This window comes from Bernardetia sp., from assembly GCF_020630935.1.
GTDB lineage: Bacteria > Bacteroidota > Bacteroidia > Cytophagales > Bernardetiaceae > Bernardetia.
Map to the genome: position 1 here is coordinate 1 of NZ_JAHDIG010000086.1, position 16,428 is coordinate 16,428.

General features: G+C 34.6%; 13 protein-coding genes and 1 riboswitch. Of the genes, 4 read left to right on the forward strand and 9 right to left on the reverse strand.

Going from position 1 to position 16,428, the window contains the following annotated elements; genetic code table 11:
- Positions 1-169: 169 nt before the first annotated feature.
- The gene (argS, locus tag QZ659_RS18060) at positions 170-1,957 is read right to left on the reverse strand and encodes an arginine--tRNA ligase (protein ID WP_291728017.1); all 1,788 of its coding nucleotides are present in this window, start codon (positions 1,955-1,957) and stop codon (positions 170-172) included.
- 218 nt (positions 1,958-2,175) lie between these two features.
- Between argS and QZ659_RS18065 the strand changes: the two genes are divergently transcribed.
- Positions 2,176-2,643: a hypothetical protein gene (locus QZ659_RS18065; protein ID WP_291728019.1), complete on the forward strand. Its 468-nt coding sequence runs from the start codon at positions 2,176-2,178 to the stop codon at positions 2,641-2,643.
- Positions 2,644-3,034: 391 nt separating this feature from the next.
- On the opposite strand, the gene QZ659_RS18070 is transcribed toward QZ659_RS18065, so the two are convergent.
- Together QZ659_RS18070 and pyk are read right to left on the reverse strand one after the other, a co-directional pair.
- Positions 3,035-4,108 carry a DUF5074 domain-containing protein gene (locus QZ659_RS18070; RefSeq protein WP_291728020.1) on the reverse strand — a complete coding sequence of 358 codons (1,074 nt, stop codon included), beginning with the start codon at positions 4,106-4,108 and terminating at the stop codon, positions 3,035-3,037.
- Positions 4,109-4,162: 54 nt separating this feature from the next.
- Positions 4,163-4,488, reverse strand: a riboswitch (cobalamin riboswitch).
- Positions 4,489-4,523: 35 nt separating this feature from the next.
- Positions 4,524-5,957: a pyruvate kinase gene (gene pyk / locus QZ659_RS18075; RefSeq protein WP_291728022.1), complete on the reverse strand. Its 1,434-nt coding sequence runs from the start codon at positions 5,955-5,957 to the stop codon at positions 4,524-4,526.
- 278 nt (positions 5,958-6,235) lie between these two features.
- On the opposite strand from pyk, the gene QZ659_RS18080 reads away from it, so the two are divergent.
- Positions 6,236-6,988 (forward strand): geranylgeranylglyceryl/heptaprenylglyceryl phosphate synthase, encoded by a 753-nt coding sequence (locus QZ659_RS18080; RefSeq protein ID WP_291728024.1) that lies wholly within the window; start codon positions 6,236-6,238, stop codon positions 6,986-6,988.
- Positions 6,989-7,084: 96 nt separating this feature from the next.
- On the opposite strand, the gene QZ659_RS18085 is transcribed toward QZ659_RS18080, so the two are convergent.
- From QZ659_RS18085 to QZ659_RS18095, 3 genes are all read right to left on the reverse strand, one after another.
- The gene (locus tag QZ659_RS18085; RefSeq protein ID WP_291728026.1) at positions 7,085-7,450 is read right to left on the reverse strand and encodes an ankyrin repeat domain-containing protein; all 366 of its coding nucleotides are present in this window, start codon (positions 7,448-7,450) and stop codon (positions 7,085-7,087) included.
- The gene (locus tag QZ659_RS18090; RefSeq protein ID WP_291728028.1) at positions 7,441-8,346 is read right to left on the reverse strand and encodes a CorA family divalent cation transporter; all 906 of its coding nucleotides are present in this window, start codon (positions 8,344-8,346) and stop codon (positions 7,441-7,443) included. The genes QZ659_RS18085 and QZ659_RS18090 overlap by 10 nt, the downstream gene beginning before the upstream one ends.
- Before the next feature lie 190 nt (positions 8,347-8,536).
- Positions 8,537-10,780, reverse strand: a complete 2,244-nt coding sequence (locus tag QZ659_RS18095; protein ID WP_291728030.1) for an OmpA family protein — start codon at positions 10,778-10,780, stop codon at positions 8,537-8,539.
- 206 nt (positions 10,781-10,986) lie between these two features.
- Here QZ659_RS18095 and QZ659_RS18100 point away from each other — a divergent pair, with 206 nt between their 5' ends.
- Complete coding sequence (locus QZ659_RS18100) at positions 10,987-12,393, forward strand: DUF2851 family protein (RefSeq protein WP_291728031.1); 1,407 nt, start codon at positions 10,987-10,989, stop codon at positions 12,391-12,393.
- Between the two features lie 27 nt (positions 12,394-12,420).
- On the opposite strand, the gene QZ659_RS18105 is transcribed toward QZ659_RS18100, so the two are convergent.
- Complete coding sequence (locus QZ659_RS18105; protein ID WP_291728033.1) at positions 12,421-13,680, reverse strand: aspartate aminotransferase family protein; 1,260 nt, start codon at positions 13,678-13,680, stop codon at positions 12,421-12,423.
- Between the two features lie 170 nt (positions 13,681-13,850).
- Positions 13,851-14,702, reverse strand: coding sequence for a cyclase family protein (locus QZ659_RS18110; protein ID WP_291728034.1), 852 nt, complete (start codon positions 14,700-14,702; stop codon positions 13,851-13,853).
- A gap of 237 nt (positions 14,703-14,939) precedes the next feature.
- Here QZ659_RS18110 and QZ659_RS18115 point away from each other — a divergent pair, with 237 nt between their 5' ends.
- On the forward strand, positions 14,940-16,181 hold the full coding sequence (locus QZ659_RS18115) for a cation:proton antiporter (protein WP_291728036.1): 1,242 nt from the start codon (positions 14,940-14,942) through the stop codon (positions 16,179-16,181).
- Positions 16,182-16,232: 51 nt separating this feature from the next.
- Here the strand turns inward: QZ659_RS18115 and QZ659_RS18120 are convergent, their stop codons facing one another.
- Complete coding sequence (locus QZ659_RS18120; protein WP_291728039.1) at positions 16,233-16,394, reverse strand: hypothetical protein; 162 nt, start codon at positions 16,392-16,394, stop codon at positions 16,233-16,235.
- Between the last annotated feature and the right edge of the window lie 34 nt (positions 16,395-16,428).

The following is a 16,428-nucleotide window of genomic DNA, read 5'->3' on the forward strand; positions in this document are numbered from 1 at the left end:
CTTAAAATAGGTCACTTTTGTTTTTAAACCAAAAAAGTTGTTTAAAAATGTGTTTTATTCAACCGTAAACGAGGTTTTAAACCATCGTTTAGGGAATTTTATCCTCGTTGACGGCTGCATTTTGAGCCTCAACGACGGTTATTTGTCTATTCTTAAACAACTTTAAAGTTTACATTCTTTCTGGCATTTCTATTCCTAGAAGTTTACCAGCATGTTTCAACGTTTGGGCTGTTGTTTTTGAAATTGCAATAAGTAAGGCTTTTTTAGCTTCATTTTCCTCGGCAAAAATAGGAATTTCAGCGTAGAGCTTACTATATAATTTTGCTACATCATACATATAATTTGCAATCGTTGAAGGAGCATAATTTTGAGCTGCTTCGTTCAGATAATTTGGATAATCGGAAAGCAAATGAATCAACTCTTCTTGTGTATTTGCTAGTTCTTTTAAGTTTTCAAAAGCCTTAGAAGAATAAGAAATATTTTCCTTATCTGCTTTGCGAAGAATAGCACAAATTTTAGCGTGCGTATATTGCAAATAAACACCACTATTTCCTTGAAAATCAATAGAATCAGCAGGGTTAAAAAGCATTTTTTTCTTTGGCTCTACTCTCAAAAGATAATACTTCAAAGCTCCCAACGCTAACATTTTGTACAGGTTTTCAGCTTCTTCTTCCGTAAAATCATCAATTTTGCCTACTTCGCCAGTTCTTTCTCTTGCCATCTCTACCATATCAGCTACAAGCTCATCAGCATCTACAACAGTTCCCTCTCTTGACTTCATTTTTCCATCAGGGAGTTCTACCATTCCATACGAAAGATGATACATTCCTTCTGCATAACTTCTGCCCAGTTTTTTAAGTATTGAAAACAAAACTTTAAAGTGATAATCTTGTTCATTCCCAACTACATACACCGATTTTTGCATTGGAAAATCTTTATACTTCAAATCAGCCGTTCCAATATCTTGAGTAATATAAACAGAAGTTCCGTCTCCACGTAAAACAAGTTTTTCGTCTAGCTTCTCTTTTGTCAAATCTATCCAAACTGAGCCATCATCTTTTTTAAAGAAAACGCCTTTTTCTAAGCCTTCTTCAATGATGTCTTTTCCTAAAAGATAAGTGTTCGATTCGTAATAGAATTTATCAAACTCTACTCCAATACTCTTGTAGGTTGCATCAAAACCTTCATATACCCAGCCATTCATTTTTGCCCAAAGGTCAGTAGTTTCTTTGTCGCCTTGTTCCCATTTCAAGAGCATTTGTTGTGCTTCTTTCAAAATTGGAGCTTCTTTCTCGGCTTTTTCTTTTGGTTGCCCAGCTTCTACAAGTTCTTGTACTTCAGCTTTAAATAAATCATTGAATTTTACATAATAATCTCCTACCAATTTATCGCCCTTGATGCCTAAATCTTGAGGTGTTTTGCCTTCTCCATGTTTTTTATAGGCAAGCATTGACTTACAGATATGAATACCTCTGTCATTGACAAGGTTTACCTTCATCACTTCGCTACCATTGGCAGCCATAATTTCAGAAACTGAATACCCTAAAAAGTTATTTCTAAGGTGTCCTAAGTGCAAAGGCTTGTTGGTGTTTGGAGAAGAATATTCTACCATTACTTTCTCATCTTTTTTCTCTATACTTTCCCAACTAGGTTTTTCTGTAAGATTGACTAATGTTTTTACCCAAACAGACTGTTCCAAAACAAGATTGAGAAATCCTTTCACAACATTAAAATCTTTTACTTCTGCTGTATTTTCTTTCAAAAATTCTCCTAAGAGTGTAGCTGTTTCTTCTGGTTTCTTCTTAGAAATTCTGCTATATGGAAAAGTTACAAACGTATAACTGCCTTCAAACTCTTTGCGTGTTTGTTGAAACGTAATTTCTTCTAAAGACAATGAATGATTGAAAAGCGATTGAAAGGCGTTTTGAATTTCTTTTTGAAGTTTTTGAACAAGCATAGCTAGAAAAATAGAAAATATGTTGTTGGATGAGTTGTATTAAAATGAGTCTGCAAAATTGCAAATTTTGTGCTAAATAAACGAGTAGATAGCGCATAAATCTTGTAAAATATAGAATTTATAGAACAATTTGAGGGTATAACTTGTATTACTCTAAGTTTAATATTAACTTAATATTAATTATTTGTTAATTTGTAATTGCTAAATTTAAAGTATCAATGAAAACTAAAATATTAAATTACGCTATTATCAATAAGTATCCCATGATTTGTTTTGTGGTGGGGATTCTTTCAATAGGATTAGGAATGTATCAAAATATAGAAAAAACTGAGCTACTAGGAATGGTTATCATATTTGGTGGGCTTACTTTTTTTACCAGTATCGGAATTTATTATACTCGTTATGTTGTGGTCAAAAATATTTTGAATATTCTTGATAAAAAACAGATTCCTGCTCATCTTTTAGATGCTCATTATATTCTTTTTTCGTACAAAGAAGATGACTACAAAATTAATTTATATACAAGTAGAGGAACTACATTTATGCTGTGGTATAAGAACGAAAAGCTAATTGCTAACAAAATCTGTTCTACAATAAACCTTGTTAGGATGCTTTCCTTGATAGATAGTGAAAAGACTTTAGTTGCTAAAAAATACAAACACAAAGTAAAAAGTTTGTGGCTTTAGTCAAAAAATAGGTCTAGTTTTTTAGAGCACTGGACATGAACAGATATTTGCTTTTCTGTGAGCCACAGAACAGGGAAAAAATACCGTTCGTTGGTGTTCTTAGCGTAGCGACACCAACAACTTTTTATCTCATGTCCAGTACTCTAGTAGTTTTTATACATCGAACTTGTTTAAGAATGGTTTTCTAGCGCAAGATTCCATCTTGTGCTTACTTTTTCGTCAGCATATGCTGACAAAAAAGTGCGTCCAAGCATAATACTTGAACGAGAAATAATAAGATAAAACCCATTCTATATCTAATTAAAGGTACTTTTTCTATTCTTAAACAACTTCATCTAATAAAAAAGTGCGTTCAATTCCTCAAATATGAAGAATTGAACACACAAAAAAATTAAGGAAGGAAAATTACTTCATTAGGTCCTGCACTTGCAGTAAAAGTTCCTTTTGCGTTTCCTTCACTATCATATCTAATTACTTCATTTCCTGTCGGAGCAGAAAAATTAGCAATTCCTATCCAAATATCACCATTTGAAGGCTCAACACTCACTCCATACGCTCCATTTTGAATAAGAGGACTTGCTGCTTGAGTAGTAGCTGTAATAGACAAGGCATAAACTCCACTGCTAAAGTTGTAGTACAAAATATCTTTTGCTGGATTGATAGCTAACTGCTGTCCGATATTTTCACTTCCTGCATTTAATTCGATGGTAGTTTCAATAGCATTAGTAGTAGGGTTTATTTTGTGCAAAGCTCCTTCTGAAGAACCAAAAGCAGAAGCTGTAACCCATATTTTACCATCTTTATCTGTTACCATATCTTTAGGACTGTTCGGAGAGACATCGATAGTTGCTTCTAATGTATTGCTAGAAACATCATATACAGAAATACTGCTTTCAAATGTATTGGCAATAAATACTTTGTTTGCACTTTGAGAATAAACCACATTTTCAGGACCAGCACCAGCATCAATCGTACTAACAACTTGCTCTGTATTGGTATCTACAACTAAAATGGCTGAGCCAATATTTCCAAAATTCCCCCACGAACTAACGTAAGCTCTGTTATTTCCAACAGAAGCCATATAACGAGGATTTGCAAAATTTCCTGTTATGGTAGCTTTTCTTTCAAATGTTCCACGGTTTACCACTTCAATTTTGTTGCTATTACTTACTAAAAGATATGCCTCATCTCCCAAGATAGAAACAGATTGTAAATTATCTCCCAAACTGTCGCCATTTACAGTTTGAAAAATTTGTTGAGTAACCATCTCATTTTTGGAAATATGACCTACTGTGGCATTATTTTTCCCAAAAACTCCTTCATTAACTACCAAATAACCTTGTGCATATTCTCCTACTAAATCTTCATCATCTTTACTACACGAAGAAAAAATAAAAGTAGAAATAAGAACATACAAAAATAAAGTCCAAGCAGTTGGACGTAAACCATTAATACGAGTAAACATAAAATATATAAAAGAATAAAATTGAATAATGACTTTAGTTTATCCCCGAACCAAAAGTACAATAACAGAAAAGGCAGGTCTCCTGACTGATTTGTGAAAATTGCTAACCTTCCCACCTAGAGCCAATTTAGATTTTTGATTTGTAGAGTTTAGATTATTTTATTCTTAAATCTGAATTCTAAAATTATTATAGGCAGTGGTATTGTAGAATGCAATTTTTTATTTCAAATAAACCGTAAACGAGGACTAAAGCCGTCGTTCAAGTAAAAATTTAAAGGCAAATTCACAGTTGCGGGTACAGTTACGGAATATTCACCGTATTCCCTTTTCAGTATTTTTCTATAAAAAAGAAAAACACCACCTTTTCGGTCTGCAAAGGTAGTGTTTTTTACTTTCCAATCTTGATTTTTATTTTTTAGTCCATCTTGCTAAGTTTCAAAACATTGGTACGCTGTTTTTCATCTATCGGCATACTTGCCGTATTGACAAAGAGGTCGCCTTTTTGGAGATGTCCTTTTTCTACTAAAATTTCTTGTGTGTCTTTAAAAGTTTGGTCGGTAGAAACGAATTTATCATAATAATAACCACGCACTCCCCAAACTAAATTTAGTGTTGTGAGTAAGTTATTGTTTGATGTAAAGATAAAAATACCTGCTTTTGGACGATGACTAGCTAATTGAAATGCTGTATAACCTGATTGTGTCATCGAAATAACAGCCTTTGCGTGAACGTTCTGAGCCAAACGACATGCTGTCGTAATTACACTTTTACTTGTGTAATCTGTCATAGAAGCTGGAATTGGATAATATTGATGATAAATAGATTCTACATTGACTTCAATAGAGTTGATGGTTTTGACCATACTTTTAATAACTTCTACTGGATATTTGCCAACAGCCGTTTCTCCACTAAGCATCAAAGCATCTGCTCCATCCATCACAGCATTAGCCACATCATTAGTTTCTGCACGAGTAGGGCGAGGGTTTTCTATCATCGACTCCATCATTTGAGTAGCAATAATGACAGGCTTGGCAGCTTCATTGCATTTGTGTACAATTCTCTTCTGTACCACAGGCACTTCCTCAGCATTTATCTCAACTCCTAAGTCTCCACGAGCTACCATAAGTGCATCAGCTTCTTCTATAATGCTATCTATGTTGGTAACAGCTTCTGGACGTTCTATTTTAGCAATCGTTCGCATTTTGCTCTCGTGCTTTGTAATAATTTCCTTTAAGCGAATCATATCACTTGCATTACGAACAAATGAAAGAGCTATCCATTCTACTTCATTTTCAATACCAAACATCACATCTTTCAAGTCTTTTTCTGTCATACTTGGAGCAGAAACATTTGTATTAGGTAAATTAATCCCTTTTCTTGGACGCAATGTTCCTCCTACAATTACTTTTGCAATAACATCATTTTGGTCTTTGTCTGAAACCACAAGTTCTAGTTTTCCATCATCCATCAAAATAGGCTCTCCTATCTTTACATCCCTTACAAAATCTTCGTATGTGCAACTTATTCTTTCCTTTGTTCCTACTACACCTTTATCTGTTGTAATTCGGATTTTTTCTCCTTTTGTTAGTTCTATTTTGCCTCCTTCAATTTCGCCAACACGAATTTTAGGTCCTTGTAAGTCTTGAAGAATACAGACATTTGCATCAAATTTATGATTGAGTTCTCTAATAATATCTAAAACTTTCTTGTGGTCTTCGTGTGTTCCGTGTGAAAAGTTGAGGCGAAAAACATCTACTCCTGCTACCATCAGTTCTAAAAGTTGTTCTCTTGTTGAAGAGGCTGGTCCCACAGTAGCAATCACTTTTGTTTTGTTGAAGCTAAATTTCATATTAATTGTGAAGTCGGTTATGAATATGTATTTTTGTATAAACTTACAACATTCACAAATGAATTACGAATTACGAATTAGAAATACTTAATAGAACAATTACGAATTACGAATTACGAATTGTTAATATGTTGATTTTCAGTGTTTTAATGCAAAGGCATCAACTAAAATAATTTTGTGTGAATACTTTTTTAGAAGGATAAATATGATTTAATTTATTGGTAGAAAAAATAAGTTATAGAAAATTCTTCTATCAGAATAACTGGCAACTGAAAAATATGAATGTATATCCCCAAATTTTGGAAGCAGCACGTAAAGGACAAAAAATGTTAGCTGTGCTGATAGACCCAGACCACATAGACCCAAAAAGAACAGCTCTTTTGGCTGCCCAAGCTGCTCATTATGGAATTTCTTTTTTTATGGTGGGAGGAAGTTTGCTCACAGAAGGAGAGGTTTCAAAAACAGTACAACTTATAAAATCGCACGCAAAATTGCCTGTAGTGCTTTTTCCTGGGCATTATTTTCATCTTGCTCCAGAGGCAGATAGTTTGTTTTTACTCTCTCTGATTTCAGGACGCAATCCAGAATATTTGATAGGACAACAAGTTGCTGCTGCTCCAAGACTGCGCCGAATGGATTTGGAAGTTATTCCGACAGGATATATGCTTGTTTTGTGTGATAACTTGACGACTGTTTCTTATGTAAGTCAGACCTTGCCTATTCCCTATGAAAAAGCCGAAGTTGCTGCCAATACAGCACTTGCAGGGGAGTATTTGGGAATGCGACTTGCCTATTTAGATGGTGGAAGTGGCGCAGCAAAGCCTATTTCTCCACGTATGATACGTACCGTAAAGCAAAGCATTAATATTCCTCTGATTATTGGAGGAGGAATCAGAACGCCAGAAGCTCTTCATACGGCTTATGCTGCTGGAGCAGATGTTGTTGTTGTGGGAACACGCCTAGAACAAGAACCTGCCTTAATTGCTGATTTTGCTGCCGTATTACATCAATTTAATAAGAAAAAAGTGTAATAATCCTCATTGAAGGCTGCATTTTACGTCTCAACGATGGTTATACTTATAGCCGTTAACGAGTTTGAAAGCGTCGTTGAGGGTAAAAGCAACAGATTATAAATATTTTTTGAGAAGTGTTATAATTTCTTTTCGTTTGTATTCTTTTGCTACACTTAAAGCTGTATCGTTGCTAAAGCCAGCTTTTAGAGTTGGGTCTGCATTGTTTTCCAATAGAAACTTTGCAATTTCTATATGTCCGAACTGTACGCTTTCTATCAAAGGAGTTGTCAGAAACTCTGGATGTTGATAGTTTGGATTTACTCCTGCTTTAATATGATATTTTACAAGTTCTAAATTACCTTCCTGTGAAGCATTTAGCATTTCTTTCCAATCGCCTGCTGCCATAAGTTGTAGTTTTTTATATGTGTTTTCTGTTCTGTGTCCCCACAAAACAGCAGTATTCGAGGTTTCTATATCCAACCTTTCTTTTTAAACCAAATATATGTTCCTATCACAATAGAGATCATAACTCCCCAAACAATAGCGTAACCATTATCTACTTGTAGTTCTGGAATATCTTTAAAGTTCATTCCATACACTCCTACGATAAAGGTCAGAGGTAAGAAAAAAACAGAAAAAATCGTCAAGATTCCCATAATTTCGTTGGTTCGGTGTGAAGCAAGCGACAAACGAAGATTAATAAGGTTGTTTGCATTTTCGTGTAGTTCATCTACTCTATAATACAAAGAATCTGCAAATTCAATATTGTGATGTGCCAAAGGGAAATCTTTTGTAGTTCGCATGTAGTTTTGCAGTAAATCTTTTGTAAGATAAAGCATTCGCTTAAACACCGAACCACGCCTTTTGAGTTGGTAGAGCCTTTCAAAGATAGAGCCGTCTTTCATTTCTCTAAATACTTCTTTTTCATACGCATCTAACCTTTCACTAGCTTGGTTCATCCCCAAATCATACGTTTTGAGAAGCATATCTAAGAGTTTATAAGCAAAATGTTCTGTGCTTTCATAACGTGTGTGCGAACCGTTGCGCCATTCGTTGGCAAGCTGCGCTAGTGTAGGCTGTCCAGTTCTATGGATGGTAAGAATGTATTTATCATTTGAAAAAATGGCTACCTTATTTGTGATTTCTTGAATGGTATCAGCATCATCTTCACAGTAGAGGTCATAATATCTTACAATAAAATATGTCCATTCGCCAATGGGTTCTACTTTTGGCATGTGAAAAGAAGCCATACAATCTTTGACAGCAGCAGCAGGCATTTTGTATTGGCGTATGAGTTCTCTTAAATCTTTATCACTCGGACTGATTACGTCTATCCATTGATAACCCGATTCGGCTTCTAAGATAGTTTTTATCATAAAATAGTTTTTTGAAGGAAGGAAAAATAACTTGTTTTACAAAAATAAGAATAATTCTTTTGAATGGGGAATGAATTCATGAAAACAAATAACCCCTAAGATTCATCAAGAAACTTAGAGGTTTATTTTTCTGTGTTTTAGGTAAATGATAGGGATAAATGCATGCATTGTTCCTACATTTTTCATTCACTTAATTATCCCAATCGTCATTTTCATTCTCTTTGATTTCATTTTCAATATTATTCATACGTTCTTGTTCTAATTCTTCCTCACTTTTTTCATTTTTCTTATTGGGGTTGGCAAGCATCATATCTTTTTTGAAAAGTTTAAATTCTACTCTACGATTTACTCGTCGGTCTTCTTCGGTTATTTCTGGGAAAACCAATGGCTTTTCAAAACCAAACCCAATAGCTTTTATACGTTCGGCTTCCAACCTTCCATACGACAAAATATAATTTTTGATAGCTTCGGCTCGTTTGAATGAAAGTTCTTTGTTAGCTTCTGCATTGCCTTCTGTGTCTGTATGTCCATAAATATCTAAGTTGAAATCTGGGTGTTCTACCATAAAATCGATAAGTAAATGCAAATCATTTTCCATTTTAGGTAAAATATTGGCTTTATTTGCTTGAAACTCAATCGACTTAAATTGTATGGTTTCTATTTGTGAAGCTGGTGAAGCAGCCATTTTTTGTCTCACACCCTGCACTTCTACTTCTCTATATGTATCACCATTGACTTCAAAAAGCTCTTCTAAACGAAAAAAGTTTTCTCCACTCACAATGAGCATATATTTTTTCTTATCAATGAGTTCAAACTCAAAACTTCCTTCTTCGTCTATATATTTTGGAGCAATCGGTATCTTATCTTCTATATCAAAAATAACGACCAAACCTCCAAAAACTTCACCAGTGCTTTCCTCTTTTACTTTTCCAGAAAAACGAACAATGGCTTTAGGTTGTGCTTCCATCGGCAGAGGAAAGGAATACAAATCTGAATTGGTGTAAGGGTCTTGAACGACTGGCTCATTTCGCATCAGACGAACTTCTTTCTCTGCTCGTGCATAATAGAGAAGTCTTGCAGCAGCATCAATAGTAAAATAATATTCACTACTTTTTGTATTGACAAAAGGACCAAGGTTTTTAGGCTCACACCACGTATCACGACTTGTTTTGTAGGCTTTGAAAATATCATAACTTCCAAAAGAAAATAGATGTCCATTAGAGCTAAAATATAAAATATTGTCGCTAGGGTGTAAAAATGGACTTAACTCGTTGGCTTGTGTGTTGATGATAGGACCAATGTTTTGAGCTTCCGACCAACGTTTTCGTCCTTGGCGAACAGTAAAATAAATGTCTGTTCCTCCAAAACCTGTCTTTCTATCTGAAGCAAAGAAAAGTGTATCTCCTGTAACAGAAAAACTAGGGTGGGAGTCCCACGTAGTGGAGTTTACTGATGTTCCAAAATTATGAACTTCATCCCATATTCCTGCTTCTTCATTCCAACGAGCAAGATACAAATCACAATCTCCAAAGCCGTCTGGCGCATCGCAGCGAGAAAAAGCCATATATTTCCCATCTCTACTAATACAAGGCGAGCCTTCATTGTAACGAGTATTCAAACCCTTCAAAGGCAAAGGATAATCCCAACCAAACTCTCCTAGACGCACCGACTTATAAATATTTTCATCATAAGAAACAGGTAAATATTTTCGCACAGGGTCGCCAACAGTATCTTTTAAAAGGCGTTTGGAAGTAAAATAAATAATTGAATCTGTTTGTCCGATGGCTAGTCCATATTCTTCATAGGGCGAATTGATTTCTTCTCCCATACTTGTTCCCATTTGGTCGGGTGGGCGCAGTGTATCGACAAGTTGCCATTTATCAATCAATTCATAATAGTATTTTAAGGGAACATAACTTGGTTTGTCGCTTTGAGTAGCCAAAGAATCAAAAGCTAATTGACTTTTTACCTTCGAACCTCTATGATGTTTGAGCAAAAGCCTATACAGTTCTAAAGCTAAAGGCTGATTACCCATTTTTTCGGCTGTTTGTGCATACGCCCAAATCAAATCCAAATCTTTTTTGAAATTATCTACTCCAAAATAACGAATGTACGTATCTAGTGCATTTTTTAGCTCTGAAAGTTTGCTATCATCTCCTTTTAAGATTTGATTTTGTAAATCCTTGATTATTTTAAGCTGGCGAGGGTCGTAATAGTAGCGATAATTCTCAATATTGAGAAATGTAATCTGTGGACAATACACAGCATTTGATTTGTTGATAGGGCGAAATTCTTCTAGCTTGATTTGATTGTCTTTATTTTTTTTACGCTGCCCAAACACAGAAAAAGAAATACAAAAAAACACACATAAAAAAACAACACCAATACTTCTATAAAAATTATATTTTATTATCTTTAAAATTAATGATTTCATATATTTATTTTTTAGACCCTAAGGGTTTCAAAAACCCTTAGGGGCTTTTTTCAAATGAGCCAAAAAGTATGCAAGTTGAATGAAATAGAAGTTTATTTTTAGATTTATTCTACCAAAATTAACTTTTTTACTGTCAATGTTTTATCTGCAAAGATGAATTTTTTAATTAGAACGCTAAAAATACTCAAATCCTATTTTAAGCCACTATGAACGAACAGTTTTTACATTATATTTGGAAATTTCAGTATTTTGACAAAACCAACTTACAAACCCAAGACGGAAAAAAGCTACAAGTAATTGTAGCAGGCACACACAATCACGATGCAGGAGCAGACTTTGAAGATGCTATTGTAGAAATAGAAGGAATAAAATGGCAAGGAACAATAGAAATTGATACATACGGATTTAACTGGGAGAGTCATCAGCACGCCACTAATGAAGCCTATGAAAATGTGATTTTACACGTTGTTTGGAAGAATCCAAGAGAAGTAATAAGTAAAAATGGTTCAAAAATTCCAGTATTGGTAGTAGAAAATAGGATTGATGAGCGTTTGTGGCTGCGTTATCAAGAGTTTTTGAGAAACGAACACAAAGTTCCCTGTCAAGGCTATTGGTCGGAGAAAAATCTGATTTCATCCTTTGAAAAAATGATGCAAAGAACCCTTGATGAGCGTCTGATTCGTAAATCACAGCACGTCCTTTCTCTTTTAGAGCGAAATAGCTTCGACTGGGAAGAAACAAGTTATCAAATTTTGTTAGAACATTTTGGTTTCAAGAAAAATAATGCGCCTTTCCTTCAACTTGCTAAAGAATTACCTTTCAAAATCATCAAAAAACACGCTAACCAAATTTTTCAAGTAGAAGCTCTTTTTTATGGAATGGCTGGATTTCTTTCAATGGAAAATGGACAATGGATAATTAATAATTTGAAAAATGCCGAGAATAAAAGAGAGAGCAATGAGAAAAGTAAAGAGGAATTAGAACAAAAAATAGAGGAAGAAGTAGGTTATTTTGAGGCTTTACAAAGAGAATTTCGTTTTCTTTCTCATAAATATTCACTTCAAGAGAAGGAAGTAAATCTAGCACAATGGAAATTCTTGAGATTACGTCCCTCTAATTTTCCAACCGTCAGAATTGCACAAGTAGTGGGGCTTTTATCGCAGCAAAACCATCTTTTTTCAATTATTTTAAATGCAAAAAATCTAAAGGAATTTTATAGTTTTTTCAAAACAGAAATTCCTTCGTATTGGAAAACGCATTATCACTTTGGAAAAACAAATGCAGAAGACAAAGAAGGAGCAATCAAAGAAAACAAAACGCTAGGAAAAGATGCACAGCAAAATCTGATTATAAATGTCGTTGTACCGATTCGTGTGGCGTACAGTCTTTACAAGCAACAACAAGATGATTTCCCAAAAAAATGGCTTTCTGAACTTTCAGCAGAAAAGAATAGTATTATCAAACTCTACAAACCACTAGAAAAAACAGAAAATGCTGACTTCAAAATAAAAACGGCAGCCCAATCCCAAGCCTTGCTAGAATTGTATAGTCAGTACTGTAATGTCAAGAAATGTCTTTCTTGTGAAGTGGGGAAAGATATTTTGAGAAAGTAAATTATTACATTGCTTTTTTCTATGTGTCTATGAGTTTTCCTTTTCTGTAAGCTCAATTGCCTCCAAAATTATTTTACACGCCTTTTTAATTTCTTTTTTTGTGATGATGAGTGGTGGTGCAATTCGCATAGAATTATCACAATATAAAAACCAATCAGAAAGTAACCCAAGCTCTAAGCAGTGAGCAATAACTTTTTGTAAGAAATCAAAACTTTCAAACTCTACTGCCAGCATCAAACCAATGCCACGAAACTCTTTTATGGCTTTATGTTTTTCAGGATTCAATAATTTTCTAAATAAATCGTGTTTTTCTTGAATATTATCTAACAAATTTTCCTCTTGAATAACTTTAAGTGTTGCCAAAGAAGCCACACAACTCACAGGGTGTCCTCCAAAAGTGGAAATATGCCCCAAAATCGGATTGTCAGAAAGACACGACATCATTTTTTGAGAAGCCATAAACGCACCAATCGGCATTCCTCCTCCCATTCCCTTGGCTGCCACTACAATATCTGGAATAATATCAAAATGCTCAAAAGCCCATAGTTTACCCGTTCTTCCAAAGCCACATTGAATTTCATCACAAATCAAGATTGTTCCTGTTTCTGTACATTTTTTCCTCAATGCTTGTAAGTATTCTTTTTGAGGAACTCTAATTCCTGCCTCTCCTTGTACAGTTTCGATGACTACGGCAGCCGTTTTTTCTGTAATTTGTGAAAGACACGCCTCACTATCAAAACAAATATGATTTACATTAGGTAGTAATGGCAAAAATGGTTGTTTCCACTGTTCACTTGTTCCTAAAGAAAGTGCTGCATGCGTAGAACCGTGGTAGGCGTTGTGGCAGCCGATAAGTTCTGTACGTCCTGTAAATCGTTTGGCTAGTTTGATTGCACCTTCAATAGCTTCACTTCCTGAGTTGACGAAATAGACAGCGTTGGCGTGATTTATTTCATCTACTTTCTCATTTTCGTCCAAAAAATCCTGTCCTAAAGTAGTTTTGAAGGTCTTTGAGAGTGCCGTAGCAAGCTGAACTTGTGGCGTTTGGATAAATTCTCCATAGACCATAAGGTGCATATATTTTCGAAGCTGTTTTTGAATGGCTCGTACTACTTTTGGATGGCGATGTCCTACATTGCTCACTCCAATTCCTGAAATTACGTCAATCCACTTTTTATTTTTGCTTCCGTACATATAAATTCCTTTGGCTTGATGTACTTCTAAAGCTAGTGGAAAAGGAGAAGTTTGAGCAACGTGATTGAGGAAAAGTTGGCGAGATGAGAGCATTTTTTTTAATTGAAAATGAATAATAAAACTTTATCCTCGTTGATGGCTGCATTTGAGCCTCAACGACGGTTTAAAATGTCTAACAGTATGACAAAATTACGAAATTTTGAATTGTGTTTTTCTCATTAGATACGCTGATTACTCCATAATTCTAAAGAATGAGCTACAATCTACAACATTTTATATAAAACAGGTTTGGAAGGTGTTGCATCAATTTCTAAAGACGGAATTTGAAGGTTGAGCAAATAGACTCCATCTTGTATGGCATTATCTACAAAAACAAGTTCTGTAATGGTAGCACTTTTTCTGACCTTAGAAAAATCTTTTGCTCCATCTTTTTCCAAAATATTCCAAAAGCCTTTGTGAACAGATAATTTTCCTTTATCTGATTCTCTATCGACGGAAGGCAAATCTAAAAGCAAATGATTGATATTTTCTTTTGCTAGAAATGCTCCAATGCTAGGTTCTAAATAAGGAGGGTTTGTGCCAGAATATTGTTTTGCTTTTTTTGAAGTATCATTAGGAAGTGTTCGGATGATAAGAGCTTCAAAAGAAAGAGAATCGTTGTCTAATCTGTTGAATATTTCTTCTATATCTTTTTGTAAAATTACTTCATCTCCTGCTGCTGCAATTTCTTTTAAGTCTTGAAAAGATTCATTATTCAAATCTTCCTCTGTAATTTTTGTGGGTATGATACTAATTAAGCGAGCTACGAACCAAAATTTTTTTAAAGATTGATGGATAGTTACAAGGTTTTTTTCTTGATTATTGAGATGTCCGTAGCATTCTGTGTGTGTGCCGTTTCCGTGTGGTGTAATAGTTACTTTTTGATAATTACACGCTCCACCTTCTGCAACACTTCCCACAAATGTTTCTCCGAAGCGAATAGTTTGGAAACTTGGGTTTTCTGCATAATAGCAATTTGGATTTTGAGAGCCTTCCTGTAAAGGAATAGAAATATCTAATGGGTTAGACAAGTCGGCTGAATAGGTAACTGTATCTAATGTAAAATGAATATTCATAGTTTTTTCTAAGAATCTATTTGTTTTTTATTGGCATCATTATCCTAAAATTGCTAATTTCCAGTTTTATAAACAATAGCCAATTTAAAAAGTATTTATACGAACATCTTTTTGTCTATCATTTTTTCTGTTCGTCGTACTTCGCTATTTATATTCTACGTTAGCTACGCTGATTGTTTAGCTTTGCTGATTTATCAATTCACAATTCTAAAGTCTATATCTTTAAATTAGTTTTCTATGGATTTATTTCACGCTTTTACAGTTCTTATTGTTCTTTCGGCAGCTTTTGCTTACATCAATCATCGCTATTTAAAACTGCCTACTACTATTGGACTGATGCTGATTGCGCTAGTTATGTCAATGGTTATTGTTGGAATAGGTCAGTTTAATGAAAGTTTTTTTCAACAAGCGCAGTCGTTAATAAAAAGTGTAGATTTTTCTAAAGTACTGATGGAAGTAATGCTTAGTTTTTTACTTTTTGCTGGAGCATTGCATGTAGATACGCCCACACTTGCCAAAGAGCGAACACCTATTATGATTTTTGCTACGATTGGCGTTACAGCATCTACTTTCATTATCGGAACAGCAATGTATTTTATACTAGGTTGGTTAGGATTGGGTACAGACTACATTTACTGTTTACTTTTTGGTTCGCTTATCTCTCCAACAGACCCTATTGCTGTTTTATCTATCTTGAAGAGTGCTAAAGTTCCTAAAAATTTAGAAGTTAAGATTGCAGGAGAGTCTCTTTTCAATGATGGTGTAGCAGTAGTTGTTTTCTTAACACTTTTTCAAATGGCAAGTCAAGGCATAGAAAATACGGGAGTATGGGATATTGTAAAATTATTTGCTGTTGAAGCTATTGGAGGGGTTATTTTTGGTTTGGCTTTGGGTTGGGTGTGTTATAAATTGATGTATTCTATTGATAATTATGTAGTGGAGGTTCTAATTTCACTCGCTATTGTGATGGGAGGATATGCGCTTGCTTCTTACCTACATACTTCAGGCCCTTTGGCTGTTGTGGTGGCAGGGCTTGTGATGAGTGCTAGAGGACGAGAGTTTGCGATGTCTGACCTAACTAGAGATTATTTGGATAAATTTTGGGAACTCATAGATGAAGTCTTGAATGCTGTTTTGTTTGTCTTGATAGGTTTGGAGGTATTGATTTTGTCTTTTGATGGAAAATATATGGTGGTTGGTGCGATTGCGATTGTAGTTTCGTTGCTTTCTCGTCTGATTTCGGTTGGATTGCCTATTTCATTTATGAAACTAAAAAGAGATTTTATTCCAAATACCATCTTGGTTTTGACGTGGGGAGGACTTCGTGGAGGAATTTCGGTAGCTCTTGCACTTTCTTTAGAACCAAATATGAGTAGAGATTTATTTGTTACGGTAACTTATGTAGTTGTGGTATTTTCTATCTTAGTACAAGGACTAACAGTTGAGAAGCTAGTAAAAAAAGAAGTGAGAAAGGACTAGACTATACATAGAACTTTTTTAAGAATGATTTTCTAGCGCAAGGTTCTATCCTTATCTTGTCCCATATTTTTTCGGATTAGCTAGTTTATAGCCTTGTATCATTACGTTTACTATTTTATATCCCTTCCAGAGTGTCATTTCTCCTGGTAGGGGTTGTTTTTTGGAAGGTGTAAAGCCACCTAAGAGAGCTATAATTAAGTAGTTAGTTTTCACAAAATTGTTATTTTGTATTTCTGATTAAAAATAG

Bases quoted from the DNA above. Each gene is read 5' to 3' on its own strand.
- QZ659_RS18110 (WP_291728034.1), bottom strand. From the start codon at position 14,702: ATGAATATTCATTTTACATTAGATACAGTTACCTATTCAGCCGACTTG.
- QZ659_RS18080 (WP_291728024.1), top strand. From the start codon at position 6,236: ATGAATGTATATCCCCAAATTTTGGAAGCAGCACGTAAAGGACAAAAA.
- QZ659_RS18105 (WP_291728033.1), bottom strand. From the start codon at position 13,680: ATGCTCTCATCTCGCCAACTTTTCCTCAATCACGTTGCTCAAACTTCT.
- QZ659_RS18070 (WP_291728020.1), bottom strand. From the start codon at position 4,108: ATGTTTACTCGTATTAATGGTTTACGTCCAACTGCTTGGACTTTATTT.
- pyk (WP_291728022.1), bottom strand. From the start codon at position 5,957: ATGAAATTTAGCTTCAACAAAACAAAAGTGATTGCTACTGTGGGACCA.
- QZ659_RS18095 (WP_291728030.1), bottom strand. From the start codon at position 10,780: ATGAAATCATTAATTTTAAAGATAATAAAATATAATTTTTATAGAAGT.
- argS (WP_291728017.1), bottom strand. From the start codon at position 1,957: ATGCTTGTTCAAAAACTTCAAAAAGAAATTCAAAACGCCTTTCAATCG.
- QZ659_RS18100 (WP_291728031.1), top strand. From the start codon at position 10,987: ATGAACGAACAGTTTTTACATTATATTTGGAAATTTCAGTATTTTGAC.
- QZ659_RS18090 (WP_291728028.1), bottom strand. From the start codon at position 8,346: ATGATAAAAACTATCTTAGAAGCCGAATCGGGTTATCAATGGATAGAC.
- QZ659_RS18115 (WP_291728036.1), top strand. From the start codon at position 14,940: ATGGATTTATTTCACGCTTTTACAGTTCTTATTGTTCTTTCGGCAGCT.
- QZ659_RS18065 (WP_291728019.1), top strand. From the start codon at position 2,176: ATGAAAACTAAAATATTAAATTACGCTATTATCAATAAGTATCCCATG.